Genomic DNA, 17,116 nt, shown 5'->3' on the forward strand with positions numbered 1-17,116 from the left:
AACTCAGAAAAGAATAGAGCCATCAAAAGGGTTGGATATTTAGAGAATAAAGTTGTAGTCTTATCAAATTCAATTTAACCCATAAATAATATACCAAAATTGAGTATTTCAAAAACTTGGCTGGATAATTATATTTGTTCGGTAGGTAGACCTTCAAACCTCTAACATTAAATTAATGTTAGAGGTTTGAAGGTTAAAAAGGAAGATATCCAACTCGTATTAATGGGAGTTTTTTTTAGTACAATCTCATTTATTATTTCATATTGAATCTAAAATGTTCTTGTTCCTGTTTGTTTTCTTGATAACCAGTGTTGCGTTAATTACTTTAGCTCCCAATAAGTTCGGACAGATATTTTAAATTTCAAAACTAATATATTTGAGATATGAAATACAAGAAATGGACCTTAGAGCAGAAGTTAGAAATACTATCAGTTTCCGAAGAAATACGTATTGTTGAAGTCCGCCGTAAATACAGCTTAAGTACTGGCACATTTTATAGTTGGAAGAACAAGTTTGAGCTCAAAGGAGCAGCAGGCTTAAAAGTCACCTATGCCACTAACAGTAAAGAACTCAAGGAATCTCAAGAGGAGAATCGAGTTCTACGAAAGTTACTCAGCGATAGAGAGATCGAGTTAGAAGTGCAGCGAGAGCTTTTAAAAAAAAAGTTTGGGACGTCCGATCCAAGAAAGATTTAGTAGATGTGACCTTTCTTAGATACAACATCAGTAAAGCTAAGATCATTAAGATAGTAGGTATGGTGCATAGTAGTTATTATAGAGTCCCTATTGGTGGGAAAAAAGGTAATAAACCTTCCAAAAAAACCTTTCACAAAAACAATGGCTTGGTGTCTCAGGATACTGTTGTAGCTTCGGTGAAGGATATTCTGAGCCACGAATTTATAGATTGTGGATATCGATTGATGACCAGCTATTTGACTAGAGATGGTTATACTATCAACCATAAAAAGCTCTATAGAATTATGAAGGAAGAAGGTCTATTGAAGCTTGATAATAGGATAGATAGAAGTGGTTCTGGACGTAAATTTGTAAAGTTTAGAAAGGTTTACACTTCTAGACCGCTAGAATGCCTAGAGATGGATATAAAAATGGTCTGGATACCAAGTGTGGGTAAAAACGCCTATCTGCTCTCTGTTATTGACGTTCACACACGTAAAATATTGAAGGACTATTTTTCCTTTAATATCAAACAAAGTCACGTTATAGCGCTACTGTCCGAGCTGTTTGATAATTACGATTATCCTAATAATGTGGTTATTAGAAGTGATAATAGCAGCCAATTTATTGCAAGAAAAGTACGCGAGTATCTAGGTCTAATAGGAGTTCAACAAGAGTTTACCCACATAGCAACACCAGAGGAGAATGCACACATTGAGGCCTATCACGGGATATTAAAAAAAGAAGTGTTTAAGAGGGTTGATTATCAACACTTTGGAGAAATAGAACAAATATTAAAACGCTACGTGAAATTTTATAACAATAGAAGGCTTTACGGTTTGTTGGGACGCATAACACCAATGGAAAAATGGAATGCAGATAAACATCTACTACTAATGAAAAAATTAACAGCTTAATTAATAATCGAAATTTAAAAGATTAGTTTTTTTTATAGGGGTTAAAACATCAATAAAAAGCAGTAAGTACGTAACTGACAAGTTTTTGGATTCGTTAAATAAAATTGGATTTAAAACCAAAGACCAAGTTTCTAAAATAGACGGAAATTACTACAGTGTAAAAATAAGACATACCTTATGTTTATCTGATTAAATGCATTAGAAAACGGCTGCAATTTTGTCATTGGTTATGAGTCATTGGGGTCAATAAACACTTAAATTGCAATTTATAAGAAAATAGGTTACGACGAAATTGAAGGGGTTAAACTCACATAATCAGTATTCAATAACCTTGCTCAACAGCTGTTTTATAGGATTGTTTGTTTTAATTTAGATGTTTTTCTAGGATTAGTACAAAGTTTTAAAACGAAATCTGATGTTTTTCTTCTGGTTATAATAATGGTAACTCCTTTTTTAATCGATTACATAGTACAGAAGCAAAAAGGAATTCTTCAGCATTTTTTTTTAACTTATTTTAGAAAGTAGATTAATTGAATCCAGCAAATACCGTCAAAACAATCTTTAAAAATCTCAATAAGATTGATAATTCTTAAATCACTCATTAAATTTTCTGATCTAACCTAAATTTACCAATTTATTTCATTCTAATTTAGATTTATATATTTGATAAAGCAGTTTGAAATTTTTATCTCTATCAAAAAGGTCCTTGGCTCTTACACCGGAATGAATTTCCATTTCCTTGGTCAATTTCTTATTTTGTTTTAAAATATTTATGGATGTTATAAATTCTTCTAAAGAAGTACATAAAAAGCCATTATATCCTTTTTTAACCGCGTCTTTGTTTCCAATAACATTTTTTGCGATTATAGGTTTTTCTAAAACCATGGCTTCAATTATAGTAAAAGGGAGTCCTTCCCACAACGATGTTTGAATATAAATATCAAACGAGCTAACCAGTTCTAAAACTTTTTCTCTAGGCATCCAACCTTTAATCTCTATGTTTTTGGAAGTGATTTCATGCTTAAGTTCTCCATCGCCAATCCAGATGAAGTTGATTTCTGGAAATCTTTCCGCAATTTCATTAAACAATTTTGGGTTTTTTTGGGAACTTAACCTACCTACGGTGCCAATTGTAAATACTTTGTTGGGCATCGTTTTTTTAAAAGAATAAACGTCGTTAATGTTCACGCCATTTCTGACCAATAGCGATTCACCAATTTTTTTAGCATGTTCATATTCCGTATCTCCACAAGCGATTGTTACACCTCCAAAATAAATAGTTATATATTTTTCAATAGTTCTAAACATCCTTTTTTTCCTATCGGAAATGTCTTCCCTTACAAAAGAATACCCGTTGGGAGTATAGTAAATATTCGCTTTAGAATATGCTTTTGAAGCTATGCGCCCAATAATTCCTGCTTTCGATGAGTGCAAGTGAATAACATCGGGCTTTATTTCTTTAATTTTTTTTGCTATTTTTAGAAGAGCTTTAAAATCTTTTAAAGGAGATATTTCCCTAAACATCTCTATTTCTATTAAAGTGGTGGAAGTAGAAAAGTCGCGTTCAAATTTTTCGGGGTTGGTATCCTTTCTTTTTGAACTATATATCACATAGGTTTTAACTCCATTGATAGGCTCTAAAAATTGGCAGATATCTTTTATATAAGTATAAACACCAGCTGCAAATGTTTCTGAGATATGCAGTACTTTTAATTCTTTCATAAGAGCAAAATTAAGCCTATTTTTGAGATCAATTTAAAGTAAATAATGAAAATAGTTTTTTTATTCGGGGGGTCAGGTTATATTTCTCATTTTTTATTAAAAGGTTTTTTAGAATCCAAGACTTTTGACCGTTATTATGTGTACGATGTAAAAGAATTAATAGGATTTGATTCCGAAATAGAAAAAGGATTGATTGTTTTTAATTTAGTAGACGTTAGAAAGCCTATTGATATACCAAATTTAGACATTAATATCAATGATTCCTGGGTTTTCAATTTAGCGGCCATCCATAGAGAGCCAGGTCATGAGCAAAAGGAATATTTCGACACCAATATAAGTGGAGCTAACAATATCAACTCCTTTTTAGAAACTACAGGTATTAAAAATTTATTTTTTACTAGCAGTATAGCTCCCTATGGCCCTTCTTTAGACCAAAGAACAGAAAAATCACCATTATACCCCGAAACTCCCTATGGAATATCTAAAGCAATGGCAGAATTGTTCCATCAAAATTGGGCAAACAGTCAAAAAGACAGAAGAGTAATAATAGTAAGACCAAGCGTTATATACGGCCCAAAAGATCCAGGAAATGTTTATAGAATGGTAAAGGCAATAAGGAAAGGAAGTTTTGTAATACCAGGAAACGGTAAGGTTAAAAAGGCTTATGGATATGTTTATGGATTAGTTGAAAGTATTTTATTTGTAATGGAAAGGGATGAAAAGATCATTATATATAATTATGCTGAAAATCCTATTGAGAATTTGAAGGAAATGGGGGAAATCATAAAAAAGCGATTTAACTACAAAAAGCCCATTTTTTTGGTACCCATTAGCCTCTTACTTCCAATGTCGTTTTTTATTGGAAATATATTTAAAATTTTTGGTAAAAAGACGAACATCCACCCTGTTAGAGTTAAAAAAGCAGGCTTTCCTACAAATATTTATCCTAAATATTTAATAGATAACGGATTTCAATTTAGGTATCCCTTAGAAAAGTCTTTGATACACTGGGAACAAAACGCTCCAAATGATTTTTTATAATGAATAACTAATTAAACTAATATATGAAAATAGCTGTAATAGGCACAGGCTATGTAGGCCTAGTCACTGGAACGTGTTTAGCGGAAAATGGAAACGATGTCTTATGTGTTGACATCGATAAAAATAAAGTAAAGCAAATGAAAGCGGGTATAGTGCCTATCTACGAGCCGCATTTGGACGTGTTATTCGAAAGAAATATCAAAGCAGGTCGACTCAATTTCACAACCAATTTGAAAGAAGGTTTGGATTTTGGAGAGGTTATTTTTTTAGCCTTACCAACTCCAGAAAATGAAGACGGTTCCGCCGACCTAAAATATGTTTTGGGAGTAGCCAAAGAAATAGGAGAATACATTACATCCTATAAGGTCATTGTTGATAAAAGTACAGTTCCTGTTGGAACAGCAGATTTGGTAAAATCAACTATAGAAAAGAGTTGTAAAACTGATTTTGATGTGGTTTCTAATCCAGAATTTCTAAGGGAAGGTTTTGCCGTCGATGATTTTTTAAAACCAGAACGTATTGTTATAGGATCCAGCAGTGAAAAAGCTATTGAGGTTATGCAAATGCTTTATCAGCCTTTTGTGAGGTCTGGTAACCCCATTATCATTATGGATGAGAAGTCAGCAGAATTAACTAAATATGCTTCGAACTCCTTTTTAGCAACCAAAATTACTTTTATGAACGAAATCGCGAACTACTGTCAAAAGGTAGGAGCCGATGTTGATAAGGTAAGAATAGGGATGGGAACCGATTCTAGAATTGGGAAACGATTTCTATTTCCAGGGATCGGTTATGGTGGCTCCTGTTTCCCTAAGGATGTAAAGGCACTTCACAAATCGGGCAAGGATATCAACTACGATTTCAAAATTTTGGAGGCTGTGGTTGAAGTCAATGAACACCAAAAAACAATTCTTTTTCCAGAAGTTTCTACTTATTTTGATGATACTTTGGAAGGAAAAACCATCGCTATTTGGGGCCTAGCCTTTAAGCCTGAAACGGATGATATTCGAGAAGCTCCTGCTTTATATATGATCGATAAACTTTTGGAAGCCGGTGCTAAACTAAAGGCTTTTGATCCAGAAGCCATGGACAACGTAAAAGAAAAATATGGGGATAAGTTACAGTATGGAAAGGATATGTATGAGGTTACAGAGGGCGCTGATGCACTACTCATTTGTACAGAATGGAGTATCTTTAGAACTCCAAATTATAATTTATTAAAGTCCAATCTAAAAAACCCCGTTATATTTGATGGAAGAAACTTATACCCAACGGTGGAGCTGGCTAAGCAAGGGATTCATTACATTTCAATAGGAAGACAAAAAGTATAATTGATGAAAAAAGTTTTAATAACAGGTGCTGCAGGATTCTTAGGGTCTCACCTCTGTGATAAATTTATAAAGGAAGGTTTTAAGGTTATTGGCATGGATAATCTTATCACTGGTGATCTAAAAAACATAGAACACCTTTTTAAACTCGATACCTTCGAATTTTATCATCATGATGTGAGCAAATTTGTGCATATCCCTGGAGACTTAGATTATATTCTTCATTTTGCCTCTCCAGCGAGTCCAATTGATTATTTAAAAATTCCTATCCAAACCTTGAAAGTGGGTTCTTTAGGGACTCATAATTTGTTAGGTTTAGCTAAAGCTAAAGGAGCTAGACTTTTGATTGCTTCCACTAGTGAAGTGTATGGTGATCCTCTTGTCCACCCTCAAACAGAGGAGTATTATGGAAATGTCAATACCATTGGACCTAGAGGGGTTTATGATGAAGCGAAACGGTTTCAAGAATCTATGACCATGGCTTATCACAGGTTTCATGGGTTAGAAACTAGAATTGTTCGTATATTCAATACTTACGGTCCTCGCATGCGTTTAAATGATGGTAGAGTTATTCCAGCATTTATTGGGCAAGCTTTACGGGGAGAAGATCTTACTGTCTTTGGAGACGGTTCTCAGACCCGTTCTTTCTGTTACGTAGATGACCAAATAGAAGGAATTTACAGCTTATTGATGAGCGATTATGTAGAGCCTGTAAATATTGGAAATCCTTATGAAATATCAATTTTAGACTTTGTTCAAGAAATCATTAAACTAACAGGAACTCAACAGAAAATAATTTTTAAACCTTTGCCAAAAGACGATCCTATGCAGCGACAACCTGATATTACTAAAGCTAAAACCATTTTGGGTTGGGAGCCAAAAGTAGATAGGAAAGAAGGAATGCGTCTTACATATGATTACTTCAAATCTTTAAGTGAAAACGAGTTGAAAAAGAGTGAACATAAAGATTTCACCTCTCATAACAGGAAATAAATGGCAAGTAAAACAGGGCGTTATTCAACCTATATAAGACCTGCATCTTACTTCATAGATACTGTAGTGCTTCTCTTTTTTGCGGCTCAATTCAATTTTGACCCTGTTGTTAATGCCACATTTTTTTCTTACATCATAATCACTTGGATTTTGCTTTCTATAAAATCCAATTTCTACGAGATCTATAGATATACTAAAGTCACTAAATTAGTTTCACTTACCTTTTTACAAGCGATCATTTTTACTTTAATTGTTTTTGCTTTTTTTGGCTATTATTTCGAATATGGGCGAGAGTCCAACAGGATTTTCCTCTATTTAGCAAAATCGTTTGGTCTTATTTTATTCATTAAGATTACAGTGCATCATCTGCTTAAGAGATATCGAAAAGACCTTGGAGGTAACTATAGAGTTACTGTTATTATTGGAGATTCTTTAAGAACAAGACAACTCAATGAATTTTTTGAAATAACTCCAGAGTATGGCTACAAATGCTTAAAGGTATTTAATTTAGACAATTCAAAAACTCAATTATCCCATGTTTATGATTATATCCTAAAAAATAAAGTTGATGAAATCTATTGTTCAATGGCTGAAGTTGACAACATACAACTCAATCAAATTGTAGATTTTGCAGACAATAACCTTAAAGTCCTCAAGTTTTTACCAGATAATAAAGATATCTATTCTAGAAAGCTCAACTATGAGTATTACGGCTTTTTACCTATTCTATCTCTTAGAAAAATTCCCTTTGACAATCTACTAAACAAGTTTATAAAGCGTTCTCTTGATATTATTATTGGCTTGTTGGTTCTTGTTTTTATTTTGTCTTGGTTAACTCCTTTGTTAGCTATCATTATAAAGATAGAGAGTAAAGGACCTGTATTTTTTAAACAGAAGCGTAACGGATTAGATTATAAAGAATTTTATTGTTTTAAATTTAGATCTATGAAGCCTAATCCGCAAGCTGATTTGCATCAAGTGAGTAAAAACGATAAGCGCATTACCAAAGTAGGTCGTTTATTACGTAAGACTAGTTTTGATGAATTGCCTCAATTTTACAACGTTCTGCTGGGAGATATGAGTGTAGTGGGCCCACGTCCTCACATGGTAAGTCATACGCATATGTATGCTGAAAATGTAGATAAATTTATGGTAAGACACTTTATTAAACCAGGGATCACAGGGTTGGCTCAAGTAAGCGGTTATAGAGGAGAGGTAGAAACTGATCAAGACATCATAAATAGAGTAAAATACGATATTTTTTATCTAGAAAACTGGTCTTTGTTGCTAGATTTAAAAATTGTGATTCAAACGGTTTTAAATGCTATTAAAGGTGAAAAAAAAGCGTATTAACGAAAGATATAGTATATACTGTTACTCCAGTCAACAATGCTGAAAAAGGTGTAGAAGAAACTATAACTTACGTTCAAAATAAACTTTTCAAAATTGCAAACATATCCTTGCAGAGGATTCCTCTACAGGTTCATATTTTAATATTATTCAAGCTTTACCTGAAAAAGACCATAGAGCAAAACCTGTTTAGTGGTGCCAAAATAGAGATCCAGTATTCACTAGAAATAGTATGATTAATAAGAAGACCTAAGAAAGATGTCCTGCTTTTCGTCAGGCAACTGATATTTAGTCAGGATTGTATTTAAAATATTTTTTTGAATTGCTGAAATCATAAAGCTATAGATTCGTTTTGTCTCCTATAAACGATTATATCAGACGAGGACTTCAATTATATCTGTTTTGACAACACCGTTATTGAAAAGGAATCTTGTAAGTATTAGGTATTTTAAAGTTAAAATCTACAAGTTGCCTAACGGCTGATATTGGTAAGGAATTTTAGGAAAAATATTAATGCTTCTTATTCGTAAGCGAGAGGATATTGACTCATCGTTGAAGTTTTTTTATAAATAAAATTTACATTATTTAGGGCGCAGGAAAAATCCATTGTCAATAGATAAAAAAGCCCTGTCAAATACCAGTGGAAATTGATAAAAAAGTTCAAATTTTATCTTTTTTATCATGCTGGATGTATTTTGGTTACAAAATATGAATCTTGTTAATAGAATATTAATTTAAAAAAAGTATCTTGCTTAAAGGAAAATAGTCAATGAAATTCGTAATTCCAGTCCTTTTTTGTTTGTTTTTTAACCTACTGTCTTTAGCAAATAAACCAAAGATCGATAGCTTAAAAACAAAATTATCCTACACTAAGGTGGACACTACTAGAATCTCTATTTTAAATCAAATAGCTACAGAATTTATAAATGTAAGCTATGATAGTATTCTTCCATATTCTCAAAAAGCATTTAATTTATCCTCTAAAATCGGCTTTCTTAAAGGAAAAGGCATAGCTCTAAAAAATAAATCTATTTATTATTTCTACGCAGGAAATCAGGCTGAAAGTATAAACAAAATAGAGAAAGCTATTCAATTGTTTGAAGAAATAGAAGATAATTTAGAACTTGCAAAAGCTTACCAAAACTATGGAGTACTCTCAAAAGATCAAGGAGACAGCAAAAAAGCTTTAGAAAAGTTTCGTTTATCGATTACCTATTATCAAAAAGCAAACAACCAACAAGGTGTTATTGAAAATTTAATTAACAGCGGTAATGTTTATCAAGGTCTTGGTGATTTTGATCAAGCTTTAGAAGCCTTTGCGAAAGCCAAAAAATTCAATATTAAATTAAATAATTTGGATTCTAGAGCAAGGATTTTTAGTGGAGAAGGACTAATGGCAGAGAAAAAAGGAGATTTTGATGAGGCTATCCAAAAGCTAACTGAAAGTCTTAGTCTATTTAAACAGCTGAAAAATGAAAAGCTTATTTGTGGAATGTATAACAATCTTGCAAACATTTCTAGAAAACAAGGAAAATACCTAGAGTCTATAACTTATTTTGAAAATGCTTTAACTTCTGCTGAGAAAATGAATAATCCTCGCCTACAAGGCATTATTCTCAACAATCTTGCCAATACTTATCTCAATATCAACGATGATGACAAAGCCGCCTCTTTATATAAAAGAGCTGTATCAATAATTAAAGATATAGATAAAATTACGTACGCAAGTTTATTAATAAATCTATCATTAATTCAGACCAAACAAAAAAAATATGAGGTTGCACTTAAATCTTTAGACTCCTCTTTAAATATATTTAGGGAGCTAGGGAGCAAAAGCTACATCGTGAATAATTTATTCAATATTGCACATAATCATTTTAAGCTTAATAATTTACCAAAAGCAAAAGCCTTTTATGTAGAGTCTAGATCTATCGCTGAAGAACTAGAAGATCAATATTCTAGTTTGTTTATTTACAATGGGCTTGGGGAAGTTTACTTAAAGGAAAATAAACTCGACTCTGCCTATTATTTTGCTTCAAAAGCTTTTACAATATCCAAAGAAATTAAAGCACTACCAGAAGAATCTACTGCTGCAAAACTTCTTTATAACATTTCCAAATCAGACGGCAAAGCTCAGGATGCTCTAGAGTACCTTGAAGTACATGATAAGCTAAAAGATAGCTTGTTCAATGATGAAAAAAGTAAGGCTCTTGGTATACTAGAAGCAGAGTTAGGATTTAAAAGTCTCAAAGAGCAACTTGAACTAGAGAAGCTAAATCAACAATTAGAAAATGAAGTAAAAGTTAACCAAAGAGAAACCTTAATTTTAGTCTTAGCCTTTGCTTTTTTAGCGCTAATTATAGTTGTAGTGTTACTACTTAAAATCAAAAAAAATAAAACTAAAGCCAATGATCTTCTCAGTCAGAAGAATAATGAGATCGAACTTAAAAACCTGAAACTAAAGGAGTCCAATCTTCAGAAAAATAAACTCTTCTCGATTATTTCTCACGACCTTAGAAGCCCTGTTAATAGCCTGAGTCAAATATTTGATATGTATGCAGCACAACAAATTTCTGATGAGGAATTTAAAGACTGGCTTCCGGAAATCAATAAAAATATAAGTTCTACTCGATTGCTTATTGATAACCTACTCAATTGGGCAAGTGAAACCTTAAATAAGGCACAAGTTGAAAAATCTACATTTCTTTTAAAGCCAGAAGTCAATAGTCTTTACGATTTGTTTTATTCTCCCTTAAAAGATAAAAATATCCAATTTGAAAATAATATAACCGAGGATTTTAAAATTTATATAGACATCAATACCTTAAAATTAGTGGTAAGAAACTTAATTTCTAATGCTATTAAATTTTGTAATGCTGAAGATAAGATTTCAATTTCAGCGACACATTTCGAAAAATATGACAGGATTTGTGTTCAAGACACTGGTGTAGGGATGACAAGCGAAGTGGCTAAGCACTTGTTTAGCAATAGTTCTATTACTTCTTCTCTAGGTACCAAAAAAGAAAAAGGGAAAGGAGTCGGCACCGTGTTGTGCAAAACATTTATTGAAGAAAATGGAGGAAGCATTTGGGTAGATTTCTCTGAAGAAGGAAAAGGAACACGCATATGTTTTGAAGTCCCCAACCAACCAAAAGAACAATAACCCCATTTGTTTTAGCAATTATTTATAACATCTCTTGAGTTTACGACGTCTTCAATTCTTAAATTTGAAGAAACCTAAGTGCCATGCAAAACTTCACAGCGACCTATACAGATTTGTACCAAATAAGTATGGCGCAAGTTTACTTCCAAAAAGGCAAACACAAACACAAAGCAATTTTTGATTATTTTTTTAGAAAACTTCCTTTTGAAGGCGGCTATGCGATCTTTGCAGGTTTAGAGACCGTGCTAGAAATTCTAGAAGACTTTCAGTTTTCTACTTCAGACTTAGATTACCTCAAAGACCAAGGTTTAGATCGTGAATTTATTGAGTATCTCAAAGATTTTAAATTTCAAGGGACTCTCACCAGTACTAGCGAAGGTGATATTGTGTTTCCAACACGACCAGTCCTTCAAGTGGAAGGGAATATGGTCGAGGCGCAGCTCGTAGAAACCCTTCTATTGAACATACTAAACTTTCAAACGCTTATCGCTACCAAAGCAAGTCGAATAAGAAAGTCTGCTGCAGATGCTATGCTTATCGATTTTGGAATGCGAAGAGCTCAAGGTACAGGGTCCTATCATGCGTCTCGAGCGGCATTTATAGGAGGTTTTGAGGCCACAAGTAATGTGGCGGCAGGTAAGGATTTTAACATCCCTATTTCTGGGACGATGGCTCATTCTTTTGTCCAAAGTTACGATGAGGAACTAACCGCCTTTCGGGATTTTGCCCAAAGCCACCCCAACACCACCGTATTGCTTATCGACACTTATGATACTCTTAAAAGTGGATTGCTCAACGCTATTAAAGTTGGTAAGGAAATGGAATCCAGAGGCGAAAGCCTTAAAGGGATTCGTCTAGACAGTGGGGATTTGTCTTATCTCGCCAAAAAATGTAGAAAAGCTTTAGATGAGGCTGGACTTCATGAGGTAAAGATCGCCGCATCCAACCAACTAGATGAGTACGTTATCAAAAGTTTAAAAGAACAAAAAGGACCGATTGATGTTTTTGGTGTGGGGACCAATCTGGTTATAGGAGATCCCGATGCTGCTTTAGACGGAGTTTACAAACTTGCCTTCGCTAATGGCAAACCCAGGATAAAGCTTTCGGAAAACTTGGCAAAATTGACGATGCCTCACAAAAAGCAAGTTTATAGAATGAGAAATTCTAAAGGAGAACTTTCAGGAGCAGATGCTGTCACCTTAAGAGAAGAGACTGAGGCTCTTCACATGAATCATCCTTTTGATCAGTCTAAATCCATCACCTTTAGCAATTGCAGTTCAGAAGCTTTGTTGCATCCTGTCATGGAGAATGGAAAGCGCCTATATGCCCCTAAAACCCTTACAGAAATAAAGACGTATTCCAGAAATAGACTTGCTGAATTTACTGAGGAATTCCAAAGATTCCAAAATCCACATATCTATAAAATTGGACTATCCAATCAACTTTTGGAAGAGCGAGATCAATTGAGAAATCACTATAAAAATATAAACTCATGAAAACCTTACTTATCGTCGATGCTCAGCTAGATTTTATGCCAAGTGGAGGCCTAGCGGTGGAAAATGGGAATCAAATTGTATCTCATATCAATTTAGTCCAGCCTCAATATAACTTGGTTGTAGCAACTCAAGATTGGCACCCACAACACCATATAAGTTTCGCCTCCAATCACGACAATTACAAGCCATTCCAAAAAAGAGACATCGATGGCTATCGGCAAACTTTATGGCCAGACCATTGCGTGCAGGGAGATAAAGGTGCAGAATTTCATCCCAACATGAGAACCAACTGCATCGAAGCAATTTTTCGGAAAGGGACCGATCCCAAAATTGATAGTTACAGCGCCTTTTACGACAATCACCACACAAAATCCACTGGTCTTGCAGGATATCTCAAAGATAAAGGCTGCACAACCATAGACATCTGTGGGTTGGCTGGCGATATTTGCGTGTATTTTACGATCAAAGATGCCCTCACCGAAGGCTTTCAAGTAAGGGTTTTAGAGAAAGCAACTAAAGCCCTGGACCAAGAGAGATTCGATCAGCAAAAAGAAGAATTGAAAGCAGAAGGGGTTGTATTTCTATAATTTATGTTGAATTTACTGCTGCTAGTTTAACTATCTAGCGACATTCAGCTTAGATATTGATGGTCACTCTATCCAGCGCCTCGGTTGCAAAGTTCTAATACCAAATTAAATTTATAATGCTATACGTGTCAGTTCGAGTGATTTTATGAAGTGTTACGCAATAAAACTGTACCGAGAATCGGTTGATATCTCTCACTTTTAAATACTTCTCGATACATCCCGATGGGTCATCGAGACACTCGAAGTGTCAGGTATTATCCAGCGCCTCGGGTATAAATTACTTTTAATTTATACCCGAAAGCAAAAAAACAATAAGCAAAAAGAGTTTTGTCTTGCCTTAAAAGGAAAACAGTTAACAATAAACAGAAAACGACTATACGATTACTTATTTAACTCACCTCTCAACTTCTACTTTTGAAGCTTTTTTATCATTTTTTGAATTCTATCGTTTAATTTTTCAGAAGACAATTTTTCCCTTAAACGGTCTGTGATAATAGGGAAGGAAAAGGGGGTAGCTTTCTGGCATGATTTCCAGACGATATCTTGTTTAGCAATACGTTCTAGCGCTTTTTGTAAACGCCCCTGTTCCAGTGAGTGCTCAAAGGTTTCTGTAAACGCCTGTTGGTAAAGTGGGTTATTACCATCATAGTCTTTAAAAACATCAAAAATTAACTGAGAGCTGGATTGTAAGTGCTTGTTCTTTATCAGTTTGTTAGGATAACCTGTAAATACCAAACCAGAAATAACGGCGATATCTCTAAATTTTCTCCTAGCCATTTCAGTGGCATTTAGACTTTTAGACAAATCGTCTAGAAGATAATCTGCAGTAAATAAATTATTATCCAATACATCTTGCATGTTGACTGGCTGATCGGATAAAAGCTCAAACCCATAATCGTTAAAGGCCAACGAAAATGAAATAGGGGATAATAAACTGATGCGATATGCCAGCAAACTCCCCATAGCTTCATGAACAAAGCGGCCTTCGAAGGGATAAAAAATATGATGAAAACCATCTCGGGTTTTAAAAGTTTCAATCAGAAATTCATTGGGTCTAGGGACGATAGATTCTAAGCGTTGCCGTTCAAAAATAGGTTCCAAAGCTATCAGTTCAGGACTTTTATCAGTCGCATCTTGGTTATAAAGTTCCTCCCTCAACAATTCACTCATTTGTGAAGTGAGTGTAAGTCGACCTCCCATCCAACTTGGTATTTTAGAGGTTTTAGATTTGGATTTTCTTACCAAGACTTGCATTTGCTTGATGCGGACCAGCTCAAGGTTTCTGCCAGCAAAAGTAAATACATCACCAGGTTTTAATTTGGAGATAAACCACTCTTCTATAGAGCCAATAAATCCACCAGTTATATATTTAACCGTGAGAACAGCATCACTTACGATGGTTCCAATTTGCAGTCGATGTCGCATGGCAATTGCTTTGCGATTCACTTTAAACAAGCCGTCCTCTTCAATCTCTACTTTTCGATATTCGTCATAGGTTTTTAAAGCTTCACCTCCTTTAGTAATAAAGTTGAGTGCCCAAGACCATTGGTCTTCAGTGAGGGTTTGGAAACAAAATGTCGATTGTATTTCAGGTAAGATAGCTTCAGGATAGAATCCATCTGACACTGCTAGAGTGGTTAAGTACTGGACCAATACATCAAAACTGTTGAGGTAGGGCAAGCGATCTTCTACGATTTTGGATTCTACAGCTTTTTTAAGGGCAGAGGCTTCTATCAATTCAATGGCGTGAGTAGGTAAGAAATAAATTACGCTCGTCTTGCCGGGTTGGTGACCACTCCTTCCTGCACGTTGCAGAAATCTGGCAACACCCTTAGGACCTCCAATTTGTATGATGGTTTCTACTGGTGCAAAGTCAACGCCAAGGTCGAGGCTGGAGGTGCAGACCACCGCTTTGAGACTTTCATTACGTATAGCTTGTTCTACCCAAAGGCGAGTGTCTTTATTGATACTTCCGTGATGCATGGCCAACTCGCCAGCAAATTCTGGATGCTTTTCCAAAATTTTTTGAAACCAAATTTCACACTGTGAGCGGGTATTCGTAAAGAGAAGAGTTGTTTTGGAAGCTTTGATGATGGGAATGATTTCTTCGAGAAGATGGAGTCCCAAGTGCCCTCTCCAGGGGAACTTCTCCATGGTTTCGGGGATAATACTCTTGACTTCTATATTTTTTTGAAGATCGGCTTTGATGAGTGTTGAATTTTTTAAGACTTTTGGATCTACACCCAGCAATACTTCTCGAGCTTGCTCTAGGTTGCCTATGGTAGCGGAAATTCCCCAAACCCTCAATTTGGAACTGATAGTTTTAAGTCGGGAAAGTGCCAATTCCATTTGCACTCCGCGTTTGGTTCCTAAAAGCTCATGCCATTCGTCAACAACCACCGCTTGGCAATCTTGAAAGGTCTTGGGGTAGTTTTTGGAAGCCAGTAGGAGTTGTAAGCTTTCTGGCGTAGTCACCAGAAGATCTGGCATTTTTCGCTTTTGCTTTGCGCGTTCACTTTGAGAGGTATCTCCAGTTCTTATTCCAATAGTAATGTCGAGGTTAAGATCTGAAATTAACTGCTCTGCAGCTTGCTTTATTTCAACAGATAAAGCTCGCAGAGGTGTGATCCATACCGCTTTTAAACTGGAAGATTTTCGAGTTTTATTCTGGTTTAGTTTTAAGATTTCGGTTAGGATGGGTACCCATAACGCGTAGGTTTTACCACTCCCTGTGGGCGCATTTAATAAACCATGTTTACCTTCAGCATAAGCTTTCCAAGTTTCTGTTTGAAAGTCAAAAGGCGTCCAGCTTTTGCAAGCAAACCAATTGGTGAATAGCGAAATGTCTTGTGATGTTGACATGTCTACAAACATAAGTATAATTGATAATGAAGTCGTTAGTGGAGACCAATCAAAATCAAATTTAAAATGAAATTCTTAGCGGAACAGTTTAGAAATACTAAACAACCCAAAGTTGATGTGCTAAGCAGGAGATAAAAGAAGAAATAAATTCTCCCAAATCTAAAACATACTATCTAAAAAACATATAATTTTGCAGTATGTCAAGTATGAAGAATTCAAACTTATTTACATAAAAGCAGATAAAAAAGCTGCATTAGGAAAGGTGTAAATCCAGCCTTAATTTTAATAGTTAGAACTTTAATTTATATATCATGAAATACATAATTTTTTTTTTAAGCTTAATGATCACTCAAATCAGCATTGCACAAGACTATCCCGAATCATTACCTGATTTCAAAATATTCACTTTAGAGGGGAATGCATTTAATCAAAATGATATTGAAAAAGACACCTATACCTATTTTGTTTATTTCAACCCTACTTGTGGGCATTGTAAAACAGCTTTTAAATTATTGAATCTTAAATCTGAGCAAATTAAAAAGACGAAGGTTAAGCTGTATCCTGTTTCTGCTAATACGGAGGAAGAAACCAATAAATTTTTCAAACAATATGCTCCAAATATTCAAAGCCTAACCAATACTCAAATCTTAAGAGACGATGATTATAAGTTTGCCGATGCTTTTTCTGTTGGCCCTTTTCCCACTTCTTTTTTATATGATAAAAACAATAAGCTGGTAAAGGTTTTTGAAGGTGGTGATGATGTTGTTCTCTTTTTAAATGAATTAAACTAAAAGGGCTTAAACCTCGCCCCATATAATTCAGTTGTTCCAAGTTGAATTTTGATAACTGATCTAGTGAAACCTAGCCAGAAATTATAAAACAGATGACTTGTCGTGCTGTAATGAATTCTGGGGTTTTCTAAAGTATCTAAGACGCTTAAGAAAATTTGTAAATAAGATTCCAAAATGAATTTGGTGTGACAA

General features: G+C 34.5%; 12 protein-coding genes. 10 read left to right on the top strand and 2 right to left on the bottom strand.

All coding sequences use genetic code 11. The features are described 5' to 3' along the window. Positions 1-383: 383 nt before the first annotated feature. Both CXF67_RS00440 and CXF67_RS00445 read left to right on the top strand, forming a co-directional pair. Entirely contained in the window at positions 384-695 is a 312-nt protein-coding gene (locus CXF67_RS00440; protein ID WP_102086945.1) for a transposase, read from the top strand. Between the two features lie 5 nt (positions 696-700). Continuing rightward, a complete protein-coding gene (locus CXF67_RS00445; protein ID WP_180957854.1) occupies positions 701-1,591 on the top strand; it encodes an IS3 family transposase in 891 nt (296 codons plus the stop codon). Between the two features lie 639 nt (positions 1,592-2,230). Here the strand turns inward: CXF67_RS00445 and CXF67_RS00450 are convergent. After that, positions 2,231-3,313 (bottom strand): glycosyltransferase, encoded by a 1,083-nt coding sequence (locus CXF67_RS00450; protein ID WP_102086946.1) that lies wholly within the window; start codon positions 3,311-3,313, stop codon positions 2,231-2,233. Between the two features lie 45 nt (positions 3,314-3,358). On the opposite strand from CXF67_RS00450, the gene CXF67_RS00455 reads away from it, so the two are divergent. The 7 genes from CXF67_RS00455 (at position 3,359) to pncA (ending at position 13,271) form a co-directional block, all read left to right on the top strand. Then, positions 3,359-4,354: an NAD-dependent epimerase/dehydratase family protein gene (locus tag CXF67_RS00455; protein ID WP_102086947.1), complete on the top strand. Its 996-nt coding sequence runs from the start codon at positions 3,359-3,361 to the stop codon at positions 4,352-4,354. A 23-nt stretch (positions 4,355-4,377) separates the two neighbouring features. After that, the gene (locus tag CXF67_RS00460) at positions 4,378-5,685 is read left to right on the top strand and encodes a UDP-glucose dehydrogenase family protein (protein WP_102086948.1); all 1,308 of its coding nucleotides are present in this window, start codon (positions 4,378-4,380) and stop codon (positions 5,683-5,685) included. 3 nt (positions 5,686-5,688) lie between these two features. Beyond that, entirely contained in the window at positions 5,689-6,675 is a 987-nt protein-coding gene (locus CXF67_RS00465; protein WP_102086949.1) for a UDP-glucuronic acid decarboxylase family protein, read from the top strand. After that, positions 6,676-8,028, top strand: a complete 1,353-nt coding sequence (locus CXF67_RS00470; protein ID WP_102086950.1) for an undecaprenyl-phosphate glucose phosphotransferase — start codon at positions 6,676-6,678, stop codon at positions 8,026-8,028. 766 nt (positions 8,029-8,794) lie between these two features. Further along, positions 8,795-11,188, top strand: coding sequence for a tetratricopeptide repeat-containing sensor histidine kinase (locus CXF67_RS00475; RefSeq protein WP_102086951.1), 2,394 nt, complete (start codon positions 8,795-8,797; stop codon positions 11,186-11,188). A gap of 83 nt (positions 11,189-11,271) precedes the next feature. Next, positions 11,272-12,684 carry a nicotinate phosphoribosyltransferase gene (locus CXF67_RS00480; RefSeq protein ID WP_102086952.1) on the top strand — a complete coding sequence of 471 codons (1,413 nt, stop codon included), beginning with the start codon at positions 11,272-11,274 and terminating at the stop codon, positions 12,682-12,684. Beyond that, positions 12,681-13,271, top strand: coding sequence for a bifunctional nicotinamidase/pyrazinamidase (gene pncA, locus CXF67_RS00485; protein WP_102086953.1), 591 nt, complete (start codon positions 12,681-12,683; stop codon positions 13,269-13,271). The genes CXF67_RS00480 and pncA overlap by 4 nt, the downstream gene beginning before the upstream one ends. 408 nt (positions 13,272-13,679) lie before the next feature. Here pncA and CXF67_RS00490 read toward each other — a convergent pair whose 3' ends face one another. Continuing rightward, positions 13,680-16,133: a ligase-associated DNA damage response DEXH box helicase gene (locus CXF67_RS00490; protein ID WP_102086954.1), complete on the bottom strand. Its 2,454-nt coding sequence runs from the start codon at positions 16,131-16,133 to the stop codon at positions 13,680-13,682. Between the two features lie 311 nt (positions 16,134-16,444). Between CXF67_RS00490 and CXF67_RS00495 the strand changes: the two genes are divergently transcribed. Beyond that, a complete protein-coding gene (locus tag CXF67_RS00495) occupies positions 16,445-16,924 on the top strand; it encodes a peroxiredoxin family protein (RefSeq protein WP_102086955.1) in 480 nt (159 codons plus the stop codon). The last annotated feature ends 192 nt before the right edge of the window (positions 16,925-17,116 follow it).

Origin of the sequence: Psychroflexus sp. MES1-P1E (assembly GCF_002836055.1) — a bacterium.
In the GTDB taxonomy this organism is placed as follows: Bacteria; Bacteroidota; Bacteroidia; order Flavobacteriales; family Flavobacteriaceae; genus Psychroflexus.

Excerpts from the sequence above, each read along its gene's own strand:
- CXF67_RS00440 (WP_102086945.1), top strand. The coding sequence starts at position 384 with ATGAAATACAAGAAATGGACCTTAGAGCAGAAGTTAGAAATACTATCA.
- CXF67_RS00450 (WP_102086946.1), bottom strand. The coding sequence starts at position 3,313 with ATGAAAGAATTAAAAGTACTGCATATCTCAGAAACATTTGCAGCTGGT.
- CXF67_RS00455 (WP_102086947.1), top strand. The coding sequence starts at position 3,359 with ATGAAAATAGTTTTTTTATTCGGGGGGTCAGGTTATATTTCTCATTTT.
- CXF67_RS00460 (WP_102086948.1), top strand. The coding sequence starts at position 4,378 with ATGAAAATAGCTGTAATAGGCACAGGCTATGTAGGCCTAGTCACTGGA.
- CXF67_RS00465 (WP_102086949.1), top strand. The coding sequence starts at position 5,689 with ATGAAAAAAGTTTTAATAACAGGTGCTGCAGGATTCTTAGGGTCTCAC.
- CXF67_RS00470 (WP_102086950.1), top strand. The coding sequence starts at position 6,676 with ATGGCAAGTAAAACAGGGCGTTATTCAACCTATATAAGACCTGCATCT.
- CXF67_RS00475 (WP_102086951.1), top strand. The coding sequence starts at position 8,795 with ATGAAATTCGTAATTCCAGTCCTTTTTTGTTTGTTTTTTAACCTACTG.
- CXF67_RS00480 (WP_102086952.1), top strand. The coding sequence starts at position 11,272 with ATGCAAAACTTCACAGCGACCTATACAGATTTGTACCAAATAAGTATG.
- pncA (WP_102086953.1), top strand. The coding sequence starts at position 12,681 with ATGAAAACCTTACTTATCGTCGATGCTCAGCTAGATTTTATGCCAAGT.
- CXF67_RS00490 (WP_102086954.1), bottom strand. The coding sequence starts at position 16,133 with ATGTCAACATCACAAGACATTTCGCTATTCACCAATTGGTTTGCTTGC.
- CXF67_RS00495 (WP_102086955.1), top strand. The coding sequence starts at position 16,445 with ATGAAATACATAATTTTTTTTTTAAGCTTAATGATCACTCAAATCAGC.